Annotated in this window: 15 protein-coding genes; 7 read left to right on the forward strand and 8 right to left on the reverse strand. The window is 66.7% G+C overall.

Annotated elements, in window-relative coordinates; genetic code table 11:
* Window positions 1-2: 2 nt before the first annotated feature.
* Entirely contained in the window at window positions 3-1,487 is a 1,485-nt protein-coding gene (locus HGB51_RS17640) for a transglutaminase-like domain-containing protein (RefSeq protein WP_084739053.1), read from the reverse strand.
* A 132-nt stretch (window positions 1,488-1,619) separates the two neighbouring features.
* On the opposite strand from HGB51_RS17640, the gene HGB51_RS17645 reads away from it, so the two are divergent.
* The 6 genes from HGB51_RS17645 (at window position 1,620) to HGB51_RS17670 (ending at window position 7,713) form a co-directional block, all read left to right on the forward strand.
* Window positions 1,620-3,062 carry a C40 family peptidase gene (locus HGB51_RS17645; protein WP_070208635.1) on the forward strand — a complete coding sequence of 481 codons (1,443 nt, stop codon included), beginning with the start codon at window positions 1,620-1,622 and terminating at the stop codon, window positions 3,060-3,062.
* Entirely contained in the window at window positions 3,062-4,168 is a 1,107-nt protein-coding gene (locus HGB51_RS17650) for a dipeptide epimerase (RefSeq protein WP_070208634.1), read from the forward strand. The genes HGB51_RS17645 and HGB51_RS17650 overlap by 1 nt, the downstream gene beginning before the upstream one ends.
* 7 nt (window positions 4,169-4,175) lie before the next feature.
* On the forward strand, window positions 4,176-5,024 hold the full coding sequence (locus HGB51_RS17655; RefSeq protein ID WP_070208633.1) for a MurR/RpiR family transcriptional regulator: 849 nt from the start codon (window positions 4,176-4,178) through the stop codon (window positions 5,022-5,024).
* 17 nt (window positions 5,025-5,041) lie between these two features.
* Complete coding sequence (locus tag HGB51_RS17660) at window positions 5,042-5,836, forward strand: L,D-transpeptidase family protein (protein WP_070208632.1); 795 nt, start codon at window positions 5,042-5,044, stop codon at window positions 5,834-5,836.
* Entirely contained in the window at window positions 5,833-7,128 is a 1,296-nt protein-coding gene (locus tag HGB51_RS17665; RefSeq protein WP_070208631.1) for an APC family permease, read from the forward strand. Before HGB51_RS17660 ends, HGB51_RS17665 begins: the two co-directional genes overlap by 4 nt.
* Window positions 7,129-7,350: 222 nt before the next feature.
* On the forward strand, window positions 7,351-7,713 hold the full coding sequence (locus HGB51_RS17670) for a hypothetical protein (protein WP_070208630.1): 363 nt from the start codon (window positions 7,351-7,353) through the stop codon (window positions 7,711-7,713).
* A 20-nt stretch (window positions 7,714-7,733) separates the two neighbouring features.
* On the opposite strand, the gene yiaA is transcribed toward HGB51_RS17670, so the two are convergent.
* On the reverse strand, window positions 7,734-8,174 hold the full coding sequence (gene yiaA, locus HGB51_RS17675) for an inner membrane protein YiaA (protein WP_070208629.1): 441 nt from the start codon (window positions 8,172-8,174) through the stop codon (window positions 7,734-7,736).
* A 178-nt stretch (window positions 8,175-8,352) separates the two neighbouring features.
* Between yiaA and HGB51_RS17680 the strand changes: the two genes are divergently transcribed.
* Window positions 8,353-9,513: a PQQ-dependent sugar dehydrogenase gene (locus HGB51_RS17680; protein WP_070208628.1), complete on the forward strand. Its 1,161-nt coding sequence runs from the start codon at window positions 8,353-8,355 to the stop codon at window positions 9,511-9,513.
* Between the two features lie 147 nt (window positions 9,514-9,660).
* On the opposite strand, the gene HGB51_RS17685 is transcribed toward HGB51_RS17680, so the two are convergent.
* The 6 genes from HGB51_RS17685 to HGB51_RS17710 form a co-directional block, all read right to left on the reverse strand.
* Window positions 9,661-10,275 carry a hypothetical protein gene (locus HGB51_RS17685; protein WP_070208639.1) on the reverse strand — a complete coding sequence of 205 codons (615 nt, stop codon included), beginning with the start codon at window positions 10,273-10,275 and terminating at the stop codon, window positions 9,661-9,663.
* A 128-nt stretch (window positions 10,276-10,403) separates the two neighbouring features.
* On the reverse strand, window positions 10,404-12,578 hold the full coding sequence (locus HGB51_RS17690) for a glycoside hydrolase family 3 N-terminal domain-containing protein (protein WP_070208627.1): 2,175 nt from the start codon (window positions 12,576-12,578) through the stop codon (window positions 10,404-10,406).
* Between the two features lie 135 nt (window positions 12,579-12,713).
* The gene (locus HGB51_RS17695; protein ID WP_070208638.1) at window positions 12,714-13,991 is read right to left on the reverse strand and encodes a mechanosensitive ion channel family protein; all 1,278 of its coding nucleotides are present in this window, start codon (window positions 13,989-13,991) and stop codon (window positions 12,714-12,716) included.
* A 2-nt stretch (window positions 13,992-13,993) separates the two neighbouring features.
* A complete protein-coding gene (gene folB, locus HGB51_RS17700) occupies window positions 13,994-14,347 on the reverse strand; it encodes a dihydroneopterin aldolase (RefSeq protein WP_070208626.1) in 354 nt (117 codons plus the stop codon).
* A gap of 250 nt (window positions 14,348-14,597) precedes the next feature.
* Window positions 14,598-15,071 (reverse strand): hypothetical protein, encoded by a 474-nt coding sequence (locus HGB51_RS17705; RefSeq protein ID WP_070208625.1) that lies wholly within the window; start codon window positions 15,069-15,071, stop codon window positions 14,598-14,600.
* A 2-nt stretch (window positions 15,072-15,073) separates the two neighbouring features.
* The gene (locus tag HGB51_RS17710) at window positions 15,074-15,268 is read right to left on the reverse strand and encodes a hypothetical protein (protein ID WP_070208624.1); all 195 of its coding nucleotides are present in this window, start codon (window positions 15,266-15,268) and stop codon (window positions 15,074-15,076) included.
* Window position 15,269 lies beyond the last annotated feature (1 nt).

The following is a 15,269-nucleotide window of genomic DNA, read 5'->3' on the forward strand; positions in this document are numbered from 1 at the left end:
GATTAGTGCGTGGACTTCGCCGGCACGACGTGCGACTGGAAGTCGTAATTCCATTGATCGAAGTACAGGTTGCCGCCGGACCATTCGACTTCGCCGCGTTGCGAGTCGACGGTGTCCGAGCGCGGATGCCGTTTGGCCGGTTGGAACGGTTGCTGGAAGTCGTCGTTGAAGGCGATGCGGTAGGCGTCGAGCCCACCGAAGTAGAAGTCGCGCAGGGCCGGTTCATTGCTCTGCAGGCGGCCGGTGGTGACGTCCATCGGCACCCAGCCGTACGGAGCCAGGTACAGCGCGCCCCAGTCGTGCAGGTTGTTGTAGCCCACCGCGTCATCCGAATAGACCATGCCCGACTGCCAGCGCGCCGGAATGCCGTTCAGGCGCAGCAGGGCGATCAACAGCAGGGTCTGCTGGCCGCAGTCGGCATGGCCGGCGTGCAGGGCGTAGTCGCTGATGTTGGAGATGGTGGAGTATTCGCGCGCGCCGGCCCAGGGAATCTGGTCGACGGCGTCGAACAGCTTCTGCGCGATGGCGTAGGGATGGGTTTCAGTGCCGACCACGCGCTGCGAGAACGCGCGCAGGGCCGGGGTGAACACCACGTGCGGCGGTTGCTCGGCCAGGTAGGGCTGCAGTGCCGGATCGTTCGGGGTCGGCAGCACCTTGGCCGGGTCGATGGCGATGTGGCGCGCGTACACGGTGACTGCGTAACGGATCTCGAAGCGCGTGGGCTTACCGGCCACCGCCTTCTGCTGCAGGTGCACGGTGCGCTGCTGGGCCGATTCCGGAGCGATCACCGCGCCCTGCTGCGGAGCGATCCAGGTGATGTCTTCCTGCTGGCCGGCGATGGCCCGCGGGTATGGAATCCACGCCTGCAGCAGTACACCGGCGGGCACGGCGTCGGGCTTGACCGTGATCGACTGGGTGACCTCCACCCGACGCGGCACCAGGCTGGTGGCACCGCTGGTCTTCGCAGCGGCGATCACCTCATGGTGATGCGGGGCGAGGCTTTCGTAGGGGCCCTCGGTGGGCAGCGGCACGTCCGGGGCGCGGCGCGCGCGTGCTTCGGCGCTGACCCGGAACAGGTTGGACGGGGCGCGCTTGAAGTAGCGCCGCTGGCCGTCGATGTCCAGGTGCTCGATCAGGCCGGCCGCGTCCCAGCGCGCGAACTCGTCGTCGCGCAGGTCGGGAATCTGCTTGCGCAGCTGCATCTTGGCCTGCGCTTCGTCCAGGCTGAAGTCCAGCCGCATGCGGCGCATGCGTTCGCGCTGGAAGGCATACGCGGCGCGCTGCTCGGCGCTGAGCGCGGGGTCTGCCAGCCGTTCGGTGATGGTGGCTTCCGCCGCAGCGAACTGACCCTGGTCGATCTGCGCGATCAACGCGTCCTGGGCCAGCACCGGCGCCTGCCCCGAGGCCAGGCCCAGCAGCAGGCACGCCGTGGCGGCGCGACGGGCGAAGGTCGAAGCAGAACGCGGTTTGCTAACGGGCAGATCCACAGCGACACTTCCCAAGGTGCGGGTGGTAATCGCTGTGTAACACGGGCCTGACAGGGGGTCAATAATTTATTCTTGCTTTCGCTGAAAAAAGGAATAAATATTCCTGACGCTTCCGAGGAGGATGACCGCTCCATGATCCAGGCTTCCCCCCGCCGCCCTGCGCGGCTTGCGTGGCCGGCGCGCGTAGTGCTGGCAGCGATGCTGGCCCTGCCCGGCACCGCTGCATGGGCCGAGGCGCCGGTTGCGACCCCCAGTGGTTTCGGCGGCGTGGTCGGGCTGCGCGAGGCCTACCTGGACCCGGCGTTCTGGGCCGCGCGGCTGCCCGACGCGGACCGGGTGATCCTGGACCGGGCTGGCATTGACGCGCAGAACGCGCGCATGCGGGCCGAAGACGACTCCATCCACGACCTGCGGGCGCTGCCGGCGTCGCTGCCGCGTGCGCAGGTGCTGGCCGATATCCGGAAGCTGTCGCGCTGGCCCGAAAAGGCGCTGTTCGGTGTGGACAGCCAGCCCATCGCGGCTGGGGCGCGCAGCAGCACCGAGGCCAACCTGGCACTGGATGCAATTCCCGCCGCGCGCCCGCTGCAGTACGGACTGGTCACCCACCGCGCCGACCTGCGTGCGTTCCCGACCGCGCTGCGGGTATTCACCTCGCAGGGCGATACCGATATCGACCGCTTCCAGGAGTCCGCGCTGTTCCCGGGCGACGCGGTGGCGGTGCTGCATGAAAGCGCCGACGGGAAGTGGCTGTTCATCACCAGCGAGCGCTATTCGGCGTGGATCGAAAAGCGCTTCGTGGGAATCGGCGATGCCGCGACGGTGCTCGGCTACGGCCAGAAGGGCCCGTATCGGGTAGTGACCGGCGCGACCGCGTTCACCGCTTTCACCCCTGAAGAACCGCGCGTGTCGCGGCTGCAGCTGGACATGGGCGTGCGCCTGCCGGTGCTGGCCGACTGGCCACAGGCGCAGACCGTGAACGGCCAGCAGGCGCATGCCGCGCACGTGGTGCAGCTGCCGGTGCGCAATGCCGACGGCTCCCTGTCACTGGTGCCGGCGCTGCTGCCACGCTCGCAGGACACCGCCGCCGACTACCTGCCGCTGACCCCGCGCAACCTGCTCACCCAGGCCTTCAAGTTCCTGGGCGAGCGCTATGGCTGGGGCCACTCATATGACACCCGCGACTGCAGCGGCTTCGTTTCGGAGATCTACCGCAGCTTCGGCGTGTTGATGCCGCGCAATACCAGCGCGCAGGCGGTGAGCCCGGCGCTGGACCGCATCGCCTTCACCGCGACGGACGACAAGGCCAGGCGCAACGCCGCCGTGCAGCAGCTGCAGGTAGGCGACCTGGTCTACATCCCCGGCCACGTGATGGTCACCATCGGCCAGCTGGACGGGCAGACGTGGATGATCCACGACACCTCCGGCGGCAGCTGGTTCGGACCGGGCGGCACGCGCGTGCAGGCGCATCTCAATGGGGTATCGGTGACCCCGCTGCAGCCGATGATGGCCAGCGACACCGTCAGTTACATCGACCGCATCACCAACATCCAGCGCATCCGGCCCCAGACTCCTTGATGAAAATCACCGACATTGAACTTGGCATGCTGCGCGTGCCGCTGAAAACCCCGTTCAAGACCGCATTGCGCACCGTGGACACGGTGGAAGACGTGGTGGTGCTGGTCCGCACCGACAGCGGCCACACCGGCTACGGCGAAGCCCCGGCCACGGCGGTGATCACCGGCGATACGCACGGCTCCATCGTCGAGGCCATCGACCGCTTCATCAAGCCGCGCCTGATCGGCCAGGAGGTGGCCAACCTCAACCGCATCTGCGCGCTGATCCAGTCGTCGATGGAGCGCAACACCAGCGCCAAGGCGGCGGTGGAGATCGCGGTGTACGACCTGTGGGCGCAGCTGCACGGCGCACCGCTGTACCAGATGCTGGGCGGTGGCGACCCGGTGATCACCACCGACATCACCATCAGCGTGGACTACATCGACAAGATGGTGGCCGATTCGCTGTCGGCCATCGACCGCGGTTTCGAGTCGTTGAAGATCAAGGTCGGCAAGGACATCGGGCTGGATATCGAGCGGGTCAAGGCGATCCACGCGGCGGTGCAGGGCCGGGCGCTCCTGCGCCTGGACGCCAACCAGGGCTGGACCGCCAAGCAGGCGGTGCACGCCATGCGCACCCTGGAAGACGCCGGGGTGGTGCTGGAGCTGCTGGAGCAGCCGGTGAAGGCGGCCGACATCAGCGGGCTGAAGTACGTGACCGACCGGGTCAACACGCCGGTGATGGCCGATGAGAGCGTGTTCAACCCGGGCCAGGTGTTCGACCTGATCCAGCAGCGCGCGGCGGACATCATCAACATCAAGCTGATGAAGACCGGCGGCCTCTCCAACGCGATCCGGATTGCCGATATCGCCGCCATATACGGGGTGCCGTGCATGATCGGCTGCATGATCGAGTCCAGCATCAGCGTGGCCGCGGCGGTGCACCTGGCCGTGGCCAAGAGCGAGGTCATCACCAAGGTGGACCTGGACGGACCGTCGCTGGGGCAGTTCAATCCGGTCACAGGCGGGGTACATTTCAACGAGTCCGAGATCACCATCAGCGATGCGCCGGGATTGGGCATCACCGAGGTGCGAGGATTGGAGATGTTGAAGCCCCCAAAATGGTGAAGAGCGCATGCCGCCCCTGGTGAAAATCCGCTCCGAGCGTGACCACATGTCGGCGATCGAACGCCGCATTGCCGACTTCATCCTCGACAACGCCCACCTGCTGCGCGATTACTCCTCGCAGCAGCTGGCCAGCGCGCTGGGGATCAGCCAGTCCAGCGTGGTCAAGTTCAGCCAGAAGCTCGGCTTCAAGGGCTACCCGGACCTGAAGTATTCCATCGGCCAGGCCGTCGCCCGCGCCGGCAGCGAACCCGGTGCCAGCGCGCCGGCCGCCGCACCGGCCAACGATTACGACCAGCTGGCCGAGCGCCTGCGGCTGAGCCGCACCTCGGCCGACGAGGAAACCCGCCTGGCCAACGCGCAGGCGGACGTGGAAGCAATCGTGCAGCTGATCGATGCCGCGCCCAAGCTGTTCGTGTACGGGCTGGGCGACGATGGGCTGTATGCGCGCGAATTCGCCATGCGGCTTTCGCTGCTGGGCATGCTGACCGTTCACCATGCCGACCCGATCCTGATGATGGCCAACCTGTCGGCCGCGCGCCCGGGGGATGTGCTGCTGGTGTTTTCCGAGTTCGGCAAGCTGCCGCAGCTGTTCCAGCTCTCGCGCCAGTTCCAGGACATGGGCGGCAAGGTGGTGTCGATCACCCGGCACAGCGCCAACCCGCTGCGCGCGCACGCCGACGGTGCGCTGGTGGTGTGCGCGCACGACCCGGCGCCGCACGTGGCGCAACTGTTGTACCGTTCTGCCCTGCAGTCGCTGCTGGACTTCGTGTTCGTGCTGCTCTGCCACGCCAACCCGGACCGCCACCGCCAGCTCGGGGTGAACCTGGAACGGATCGAACACCTGATCGACACCTGATTGCCGGAGTCTGCCCGATGCTGTCGTTGCTGCGTTCCGCTGTTGCCGTCGTGCTGGTTGCCAGCGCCGTGCCCGTTGCCGCCCTGACCCCGGCGGTGTCCCCGCTGCAGGATCACCGGCAGATGATCGTGGTCACCACCGATGGCTGGGATGCCACCCAGGGCCAGTTGCAGGCGTACTCGCGCACGGCCACGGGTTGGAAGGCGGAGGGCGAGGCGTTCGCGGTGTCGGTGGGCCGCAGCGGCAGCGCCTGGGGCGTGGGCCTGGTGCCGGCCGCGAATGGCGACGGACCGCAGCAGCCGGGCGAGCCGGTGAAGCAGGAAGGCGATGGACGCAGCCCGGCTGGCATCTTCAGCATCGGCACTGCGTTCGGCTATGCCGACAAGGCCACCACCGCCCTGCCCTATCAGCCGATGCTGGACAGCAGCTATTGCATGGACGTGCCGGATTCGAAGTACTACAACCGCATCGTGGATGCCGAGGTGGTCGGTGCCGAGGCGGTGGAGGGTTCCACCGAACCGATGCGATTGGACCTGCACAACAAGGGCGACGTGCGGTACCGCCAGGGCTTCGTGATCGAACACAACCCGGGCGCGGAACCGCGCCGGGGCAGCTGCATCTTCGCGCATCTGTGGCGCACGCCGGGCGAGGCCACTGCCGGCTGCACCGCGATGCAGCCCGAGCACATGGCCGCGCTGCTGAAGTGGCTGGACCCGGCGCAGAAGCCGGTGTTCGTGCTGCTGCCGCGCGCGCAGTACCAGCGCGTGCAGCACGACTGGCAGCTGCCGGCGCTGGCCGGGGCCGCTGAATGAGCGCCGCACCCGAACCGCAACTGGAACGCGCGGTCAGCCGTTGGCAGATCGTAGGGCTGTCGATCAACGATGTGATCGGCAGCGGCATCTACCTGCTGCCGGCGGCTACCGTGCTCCTGCTGGGGCCGTTCAGCCTGTGGGGCGTGGTGGTGGCGGGCATCGTCGTTGCGCTGCTGGTGCTGTGCTACGCGCAGGCCGCCAGCTACTTCGATGAGCCCGGTGGCAGCTACCTGTATGCGCGTGAGGCGTTCGGACGCTTTGCCGGGTTCGAGATCGGCTGGATGATCTGGCTGACCCGGATCAGTTCCGCGGCGGCATTGAGCAATGCATTGGCGGATGCGGTGGCGCGGTTCTGGCCGTGGGCCGGGCACGACCTGGGCCGGGTGCTGATCATCGTGGCGTCGCTCGGCTTCCTGACTGCAGTGAACGTGGCCGGGGTGCGCTCGGCCGCACGCACCGGGATCGTGCTGGTGATCGGCAAGATGCTGCCGCTGCTGCTGTTCGTGGCGATCGGCGCCTTCTATGTGGACACCGACCTGGCCTTCTCCGGCACCCGCCCGGACCCGCACGACCTGCAGCGCATGGGCGAGGCGGCGCTGTTGCTGCTGTACGCTTATGCCGGGTTCGAGAACATTCCGGCGGCGGCCGGCGAGTACCGCAACCCGCGCCGGGACATTCCGTTCGCGCTGATCACGATGATCATCACGGTGACGGTGATCTACGGCGCGGTGCAGTTCATCGCGCAGGGCACGCTGCCGGGCCTGGCCGATTCGGCCACGCCGCTGGCGGATGCGGCGGCAGGGTTCGGCGGTGAGGCGCTGGCGCTGATCCTGACCGTGGGTGCGACGATCTCGATCCTGGGCACCAACAGCAACACGATGATGATGGGCCCGCGCTTCCTGTTCGCGCTGGCCCGCGATGGCTATGGGCCGAAGCTGCTGGCGCAGGTGCACCCGCGCTTCCGCACGCCGGCCGCGGCGATCATCACCCAGGGGCTGATCGCGCTGGTGCTGGCGTTGTCGGGCTCGTTCGTGCAGCTGGCGCTGTTGTCGATGACCACGCGGTTGTTCGCCTACATCGGCACGGCGGCGGCGGTGATCGTGCTGGCGCGGCGGTTCCGCGATCGTCCCGGTGCGTTGAAGCTGCCCGGTGGCCCGCTGATTCCGATCCTGGCGCTGGTGCTGTGCCTGGCGCTGTTTGCGAGTGCGAGCTGGCAGAACATCGCGGCGGCATTGATTGCGTTTGCTGTGGGTGGGGTGATCTACCTGTTGCCGCGCAAGAACGTGGGGTGATTGGCTTCGGTGGCACCGCGCGGGACACGCATGGCGTGTCCCTACGCGGTCGTGGTTCCGTGGGATACGCACACCTGGTGTGCTGGCCCGCGTAGAGACACGCCATGCGTGTCCGCGTCACGCCCCGGCGACGCGACGCCCTTGACCCACCATTCACCCCACGCGCCCACGGCGTTAACCGCCTTCTGGCTACGGTAACGCCTCACCCCACCGGAGCCAGACATGAGCCCTGATTACCAGATTCCCGGCCGGGTGCCGGAAGATGGCGTGCCGCGCGAAGCCGTATCCGATTACTGGCGTGAACGCTTCAGCGCCGAGCCGTACTACGACAGCGACCAGCGCTTTGAAGACTATGAGCCGGCCTACTACCTGGGCTACAGCTCGCGCCACACCCGCACCCGCGCCGATGAAGTCATCGAAGCCTACGAGCAGGTAGAAGCCGAACTGGAATCGCGGTGGGCGCGTGAACAGGCCACCAGCAAGCTGACCTGGGCGCAGGCGCGCAACGCGGTCCGCCGTGGCTGGGACGAGTCCACCTCCCTGCACCAGGCGCACCTGGACAAAGGCGTGCCGCGCGGTACCTGAGTACCGCGCGCCACGTTCACTCATTCCTCGTAGGGAATGGGCGGCATGGCCGGCGGTTCATGAGCACCCGCGGCCATCAGGTCGCGGGTGTTTTTCTGCACCGCCACCGCGCCAAACAGGGCCAGCGCGAACGCCATGCCGTAGAACCCCTTCTCGCTCAGCAGAAGGGTGGCGTTCCACAGACCCACCAGCAGCAGCAACAGCGCCGCCAGCAGTGCAAACCACGCCAGCGCGTAATAGAGACCACTGACCTGGATGCCTTCCAGACGGTCGCGAACACTCTTCTGCAGTGATACCGCAGCGAACAGGCCGAACAGCAGCAGGGTGAAGTAGTAGCCCTTCTCGTTGAGGACCATTTCCGCGTTGAACAGGCCGACCATGTAGGCCAAGGCGCCCAGCAGGAGGGCGAGCCACGAGGCAGCGATGAACGCGGGCGACGGTTTGTGAACCTGAGGTTTCATGCTTCAAACTCCGTTTTGAGGGTGCGATTGCCGCGCCAGCCGGTCCCGGCCAGCCGCGGCTACCGTAGCCGATTGGCGAGCATCCGCCTACTGGGGGTGACGTATGGTGCACGCCTTGTTGATGGCCATGCTGTACAACACGGGTTGGCCATTCGCGTCCCCACCCTGGAGATTTCCCATGACCCGCCGCCTGCTGCTCAGCGTTGCCCTTGCCGTCACCCCCGCCCTGTTCACTACCGCCTGCGTTGCCGCCGACAACAAGGCCGGCGCCGCGGCCGCGCCCCAGCTGGACAAGGCCCAGTGGCCGTTCACCGCCACCGAAGTGGCCCGGTTCGACCAGCCTTGGGCTATGAGCTTCCTGCCCGATGGCAGCCTGCTGGTGACTGAGAAGGAAGGCAAGCTCAAGCACTTCAACGTGCAGACGAAGAAGAGCGCGGAGATCACCGGCGTGCCCAAGGTGGCCTACGGTGGCCAGGGCGGCTTCGGCGATATCCTGCCGCACCCGCAGTTTGCCAAGAACCAGTTCGTCTATCTGAGCTACGCCGAAGAAGGCGAGAACGACACCCGTGGCGCGGCAGTTGCACGCGCGAAGCTGGTGCTGGCCGCCGATGGCAGCGGCAAGCTTGAAGACCTGAAGGTGATCTGGCGCCAGACCCCGAAGGTGGAAGGCAAAGGCCATTACGGCCACCGCCTGGCCTTCGGCCCGGACGGCAAGCTGTGGATCACTTCCAGCGAGCGGCAGAAGTTCGACCCGGCGCAGGACATGAGCGGCAACCTGGGCAAGATCATCCGCCTCAACGACGACGGCAGCGTGCCGGCCGACAACCCGTTCGCCTCCAAGGGCGGCGTGGCTGCGCAGGTGTGGTCGCTGGGCCACCGCAACGCGCTGGGCATCGCCTTCGACGCGCGCGGCAAGCTGTGGGTGCATGAAATGGGCCCGGCCGGCGGCGACGAGTTGAACCTGATCACGCGCGGCGCCAACTACGGCTACCCGATCGTGTCCAACGGCAACCACTACGATGGCCGCGACATTCCCGACCACGACACCCGCCCGGAATTCGCCGCACCGAAGGTGACCTGGACCCCGGTGATCTCCCCGGCCGGCTTCATCATCTACAGCGGCAAGCTGTTCCCGCAGTGGACCGGCAGCGGTTTCATCGGCGGCCTGTCGTCGACCTCGCTGGTGCGCGTGGCGTTCGACGGCGACAACGCGCGCGAAGCGGAGCGCTTCAAGATGGGCGAACGCATCCGCGAAGTGGAACAGGGTCCGGATGGCGCGATCTGGCTGCTGGAAGATGGCAGCAACGCGAAGCTGCTGAAGCTGACCCCGAAGGGGTGATGGTCGTACGGAGCCGGGCAGAGCCCGGCTCTACGCGCGCAAACCCTGCCGGGCATGTGGCCCGGTAGGGTTGGTTCCCAAACAACCGCCGTGAACGGTGCAACGTTCGGGAACGCATGACCTGCAACGAAGGAAACGCTTTCCTCGTCACTCGCCGATGTTGTTGACCTTCACATCTGCATTTTTGCAGTCATTGTCCGGGCACACGCCGTTGATCCACACCTCGCCCTGGCCGAGCATCACGCCCTGCCAGTTGACGAACAGCTCGTCGAACTTCTGTTCGCCGATCAGCTTGGTCAGCGACGGGGTCACGATCTTGTCGTAGTCACGCTGGAAGGACGCGGCATCTTTTACCTGCTGGCTCTTGCCGGCGATGCTGACCCTCACCGGGTAGCGCATCAGCCCAGCCACGGCGGCACGGTCGCCGGCCGCAATGCCGCGCTGCAGATCATTGAACACGCTCTCGTACTTATCGGCGTTGCCGAGCAGGCTGTCGATGCGCTCGCGTGCACCGCCCTCTGAAGGTGCTGCGGGGGTCGCGGCAGAATCGGTGCCCGCTACCGGCGGCGCAGTATCGGGCGTGGGCGTCGTACTCGGCTCCACCGCATCCGGCGACAGCCCGGCCTGCGGCGCATCCTCGGCGGCGGTAGGCGCGGTAGCCGGCGGCGAAGTCGTCGGCGCAGCGGTTTTGTCTGCCGGCGGGGCCGGCTGGCTGCAGGCAGCCAGCAGCATCGTGGGTAGCAGGATCTGGATCAGGCGCATGCGCGGCTCCATATGGTGCGAACGCGCAGGGTAGCTGGGGGCGTGTGCGAGGAGGATGACGGTTACGGACTGCGGCCGGCATGGCGGCCGGGCAGAGCCCGGCGCTACGTCGGATGTCCATCCCGCCTTCAGCCTGCGAGCAGTTCGAACACCACCGGTTCGCCGCTGGCGGACGAGGCACACACCCACAGGTCGAACTGGCCCGGTTCGGCGCGGAACACGCCGTCGCGGCCGGTGAAGCCCAGCGCGTGGCGATCCAGGGTGAAGCGCACCTCGGTGCTTTCGCCCGGCTGCAGCGCCACCTTGCGGAAGTCCTTCAGCTCACGCACCGGCCGCACGCGGCTGGCCACGCGGTCATGGATGTACAGCTGCACCACTTCCTCGCCGGCCACCGCACCGGTGTTGGTCAGGGTGGTGGTGATCTCCAGCGTATCGTCCCAGCCCAGCTTGGCGTTGCCCAACTGCGGCACGCCGTAGCTGAAGGTGGTGTAGCCCAGGCCATGGCCGAACGGGTACAGCGGCGCGTTCGGGATCTCGCGCCAGCGCGCCTTGAACTCCGACATGGTCGGCAGCTCCGGGCGGCCGGTGCGCGGGTGGTTGTAGAAGAACGGCTGCTGGCCCGACACCTGCGGGAAGCTCACCGGCAGGCGGCCGGACGGGTTGTAGTCGCCGAACAGCACGTCGGCCACGGCCGGTCCGGTCTGGGTGCCCAGGTACCAGGTGACGGCCACGGCCTGCGCGTTGCGCACCGCGCCCTGCAGGGCCAGCGCGCGACCATTGCGCAGCAGAACAACCAGCGGCTTGCCGGTCATCGCCACCGCTTCGGCCAACGCCTGCTGCGCCGCCGGCAGCGTGATTTCAACGCGCGACTGCGCTTCACCGCTGTACCGCTGCGGCTCGCCCAGCGCCAGCACCACCACATCGGCACGCAGTGCGGCAGCCACCGCCTGCTCGATGCCATCCTGCATCGCCGCTTCCAGCTCGCAGCCGGGCACGATTTCCAGCAGGCTCTCATCGCCGATCGCCGCGCGTACACCGGCTTCCAGGTTGACGTAGCGCGACTTGTCGCCGAACAGCGTCCAGCAGCCTTCGATGTTTTCGCGGTCCTGCACGAACGGGCCGATCAGCGCGATCTTCTGGCCGTCCTTGCGCAGCGGCAGCACGTTGCCTTCGTTCTTCAGCAGCACGATCGAACGGCGCGCGGCGTCGCGCGAAAGTTCGTCGTGCGCGGCGATGTGCGAAGTGTCCGCTTCGCGGTCCAGGTCCAGCGACCGGTACGGGTTGTCGAACAGGCCGATCGCTTCCTTCAGGTTGAGGATGCGACGCACGGATTCGTCCAACGTGGCCATCGGCACCTCGCCGCTTTCGATCAGGCCCGGCAGGTGCACGGCGTAGAAGCCGCTCTGCATGCTCAGGTCCAGCCCGGCGGTGAACGCCTTGGCGGTGGCGTCGCGGTCGTCGGCGGCGTAGCCGTGCGCCACCAGCTCCATGTCGGCGGTGTAATCGGAAATCACCACGCCCGGGAACTGCCACTCACCGCGCAGGATGTCGGTGAGCAGTTCGGCGTTGGCGCTGGCCGGCACGCCGTTGATGTCGTTGAACGAGGACATCACGGTGATTGCGCCGGCTTCGAAGGCCGCCTTGAACGGCGGCAGGTGCACGTCGCGCAGGGTCTGCGGCGAGATGTCCACCATGTTGTATTCCATGCCCGCCATCACCGCGCCATAGGCGGCGAAATGCTTCGGGGTGGCCAGCAGCGCGTCGGCGGCGCGCAGGTCCGCGCCCTGGAAACCGCGCACGCGGGCGGCGGCAAACGCACAGCCGAGCACCACGTCTTCGCCGGCACCTTCGGCACCGCGCCCCCAGCGCTGGTCGCGGGCGATGTCCACGGCCGGTGCGTAGGTCCAGTGCAGGCCGCCTGCGGTGGCTTCCACCGCAGTGGCGCGCGCGGTGCGCTCGGCCAGGTCCGGTTCGAAGCTGGCCGCTTCACCCAGTGGGATCGGGAACACGGTACGCATGCCGTGGATGACGTCGGCCGCCAGGATCACCGGAATGCCCAGTCGGCTTTCTTCCAGCGCCACCTGCTGGATGCGGCGACCACCTTCCACGCCCACGCCGTTGAACAGCGAGCCCACCTTGCCTTCGCGCACCTGCTGCAGCACCTGGTCGGCGTTGCTGACGTTGGCTTCGGGATTCACGTCCGGCGCGAACGGCCGGACCATGTCCGCGAACACGCCCAGCTGGCCGACTTTTTCTTCGACGGTCATCTGGGCAATGAGGGTTTCGATGCGATCGGAGGCCACCGGCAGTCCTTATGAAAACGTTTACAAGGCCGGGATTCTAGCGTCCCCGAGCCCGTTGTGGAGGATTTTGACGTTCATTTTGCATCCCCGGAGGGAAATCCGGCGCAGCCAGGGCGGCGCGCCGGGCTCAAGAGCTTACTCTGCGGCGGCCCGCTGCTGCTGTGCGGTCATCAGCATTGCATCGCTGGAGGCCTGGAACACGCGCAGCCCGAACGCCGGCAGGATCGCCAGCAGGTGGTCGAACACATCCGACTGGGTGCCTTCGTAGCCGGCCCACGCCACGGTGCGGGTGAAGCAGTACACCTCCAGCGGCAGGCCTTCGGTGGTGGGCTGCAGATGCCGTACCAGAAGCGTCATATCCGTATTGATGCCCGGATGCTGGCGCAGGTAGCGCTCCACGTAGGCGCGGAACGTGCCCAGGTTGGTGACCCGGCGCGCGTTCACCGCATTCACGCCCTTCGCTTCCAACCCGCTGTTCCATGCGGCCAGCTCCGCCTGCTTTTCACGCAGGTAGTCGCCCAGCACCGCGAACTGTTCCAGCCGCTGCAGCGCCTGCGCGTCCAGGAAGCCCACGCTGTGCTGGTCCAGGTACACCGCGCGCTTGATCCGCCGCCCGCCCGATTCCTGCATGCCGCGCCAGTTCTTGAACGACTCGGTGACCAGCTTCTTGGTCGGAATGGTGGTGATCGTCTTGTCCCAGTTCTGCACGGTGATGGTGTGCAGGGCAATGTCGATCACATCGCCGTCGGCGTTCTGGCTGGGCATTTCGATCCAGTCGCCCAGCCGCACGCGACCGTCGCCACTGATCTGCACGCTGGCCACCAGTGACAGGATGGTGTCCTGGAAGATCAGCATCAGCACGGCGGTGGCAGCCCCCAGGCCGGTCACCAGCGGGCCCAGTTGCACGCCCAGCAAGATGGCGACGATGGACAGCCCGGCGATGACGAAGACCACGATCTTCACCACCTGCAGGTAGCCCTTGATCGGCTTGCTGCGGGCGTCGGGGCGGCGTTCGTACAGTTCGTTGGCCGCATCCAGCGCGTGCGAAACGGCCAGCGCCACGGTCAGGATGGCCCAGGCCCGGCAGGCCCCGATCACGAACGTGACCAGCTCCGGCGGCAGGTCCGGGACGATGCGGATGCCGGCGGCGATGACCATGCTCGGCACCACGTTGGCCAGCCGCGAGATCACCCGCAGGTTGCTGCCCCCTTCATTGCCGGCGCCGTTGCCGGGCAGGCGCCGCACCAGCCGGCGCAGGCCGCGCAGCAGGATGCGCTTGGTGACGAAATTGGCCAGCCACGCGGCCAGCGCCAGCGCGCTCAGCACCAGTGCGGTGTAGGCCCACGGCCAGGGTTCAAGGGTTTGCTGCACGCCTTCCAGCCACTGCGTCGTGGCGATCACCGCTTCCTGCATCATCAACCCGCGGTTCGTTCAATGATCACGCCGACCGCCTTGGCCCCGCGCACCGCGCCGGGCTTGCTCAGCTTCAGACGCAGCCACTGCACGTTGAACTCGCGCAGCACGATCTCGGCGATGCGCTCGGCCAGGGTTTCGACCAGGCCGAACTCGGACTCGCGCACGAACTGCTCGATCCGCTTGCTCACGGCCTTGTAGTTCAGGGTGTCGGCAATGTCGTCGCTGGCCGCCGGCTTGCGGTTGTCGAAGCCCATTTCCAGGTCGAAGCGCAGGGTCTGGCGGATCCGCCGTTCCCAGTCGTAGATCCCGATCAGGGCGTCGATTTCGAGCCCTTCAATGAATACCTTGTCCATAGGAGTGCCACGTGAAAGATGGCGTCCATGGTAACGGGGTGGGCCCGAACGTGCCTCGAACCGGCGGCGCGGGATCACGAAGACCGGCCAGAAACGACAAAGGGCCCCTTGCGGGGCCCTTTGCTTGAATCTTGTCCCCGGGTGGAGATGGGATTCCCATCCGCGAGTCCCGGTGGCGCGTGAAATCAATGTACCAGTGCGGGCGGTGATATCAACTGGCAGTGCTCTGTTTCGGGACAGCGCTAACAGTTCAGTCCACTCGAGCCTTCACTTCGTAGCCGAATACGTCAGCAGCCAAACCCACAAAGCCGATGCGGGTGCCGTGGAGCACCACCGCAACAAGCGCAATGACCGCAACGGCCAACAGATTGGCCAGCAGGCTTTCCCCAACCGCACGGAAGAGCGGCTTCGCCTTTTGTAGTTGCTGAGTCAGTTCCTGCTGGTACTGCCGCCCAAGATCCTCGGCAGCACCCTGCAGCAACTCTCCGGAAAGGACCTGAAGTGCCTGTTCTGCCTCTGAGCGGTAGGCGTCGATGCGGAGTCCGAGATTCGAGCTGACGATGAACGCCCATACCTCTTCCTCGGTCGGTTCTCGCCCCTTTTCGTCGCGAACGGCCTGGATGAAGCTCAACTTATCCCGCTTGTACAGTGCATACGCGACATGCCCCACCATGTCGCCCTCATCCTTCACCAACGTGCCGTAGGTGAGGTGCGGCCCGCTCACGGCTACCGCCGCTTCAGTGAGTTGAAGGCAACACGGCCCGCCTGGTTGATCTGCTCCGAAGTCAGCTGGAGCGAGATGACGCTACCCGGTGCACTGCCAATGAAGCTTCCCGTTGCGGGGGTGCCGGACATCAGGCGCATGTTGGCGTCTCTTACAGCGCCGACGGTGACGACTTTCTTGAGATCGATTTTGAACATG

The sequence above is a fragment of the Stenotrophomonas bentonitica genome (genome assembly GCF_013185915.1).
GTDB classification, from domain to species: domain Bacteria; phylum Pseudomonadota; class Gammaproteobacteria; order Xanthomonadales; family Xanthomonadaceae; genus Stenotrophomonas; species Stenotrophomonas bentonitica.

Bases quoted from the DNA above. Each gene is read 5' to 3' on its own strand.
- HGB51_RS17645 (WP_070208635.1), top strand. From the start codon at position 1,620: ATGATCCAGGCTTCCCCCCGCCGCCCTGCGCGGCTTGCGTGGCCGGCG.
- HGB51_RS17650 (WP_070208634.1), top strand. From the start codon at position 3,062: ATGAAAATCACCGACATTGAACTTGGCATGCTGCGCGTGCCGCTGAAA.
- HGB51_RS17655 (WP_070208633.1), top strand. From the start codon at position 4,176: ATGCCGCCCCTGGTGAAAATCCGCTCCGAGCGTGACCACATGTCGGCG.
- HGB51_RS17660 (WP_070208632.1), top strand. From the start codon at position 5,042: ATGCTGTCGTTGCTGCGTTCCGCTGTTGCCGTCGTGCTGGTTGCCAGC.
- HGB51_RS17665 (WP_070208631.1), top strand. From the start codon at position 5,833: ATGAGCGCCGCACCCGAACCGCAACTGGAACGCGCGGTCAGCCGTTGG.
- HGB51_RS17670 (WP_070208630.1), top strand. From the start codon at position 7,351: ATGAGCCCTGATTACCAGATTCCCGGCCGGGTGCCGGAAGATGGCGTG.
- yiaA (WP_070208629.1), bottom strand. From the start codon at position 8,174: ATGAAACCTCAGGTTCACAAACCGTCGCCCGCGTTCATCGCTGCCTCG.
- HGB51_RS17680 (WP_070208628.1), top strand. From the start codon at position 8,353: ATGACCCGCCGCCTGCTGCTCAGCGTTGCCCTTGCCGTCACCCCCGCC.
- HGB51_RS17685 (WP_070208639.1), bottom strand. From the start codon at position 10,275: ATGCGCCTGATCCAGATCCTGCTACCCACGATGCTGCTGGCTGCCTGC.
- HGB51_RS17695 (WP_070208638.1), bottom strand. From the start codon at position 13,991: ATGCAGGAAGCGGTGATCGCCACGACGCAGTGGCTGGAAGGCGTGCAG.
- folB (WP_070208626.1), bottom strand. From the start codon at position 14,347: ATGGACAAGGTATTCATTGAAGGGCTCGAAATCGACGCCCTGATCGGG.
- HGB51_RS17710 (WP_070208624.1), bottom strand. From the start codon at position 15,268: ATGTTCAAAATCGATCTCAAGAAAGTCGTCACCGTCGGCGCTGTAAGA.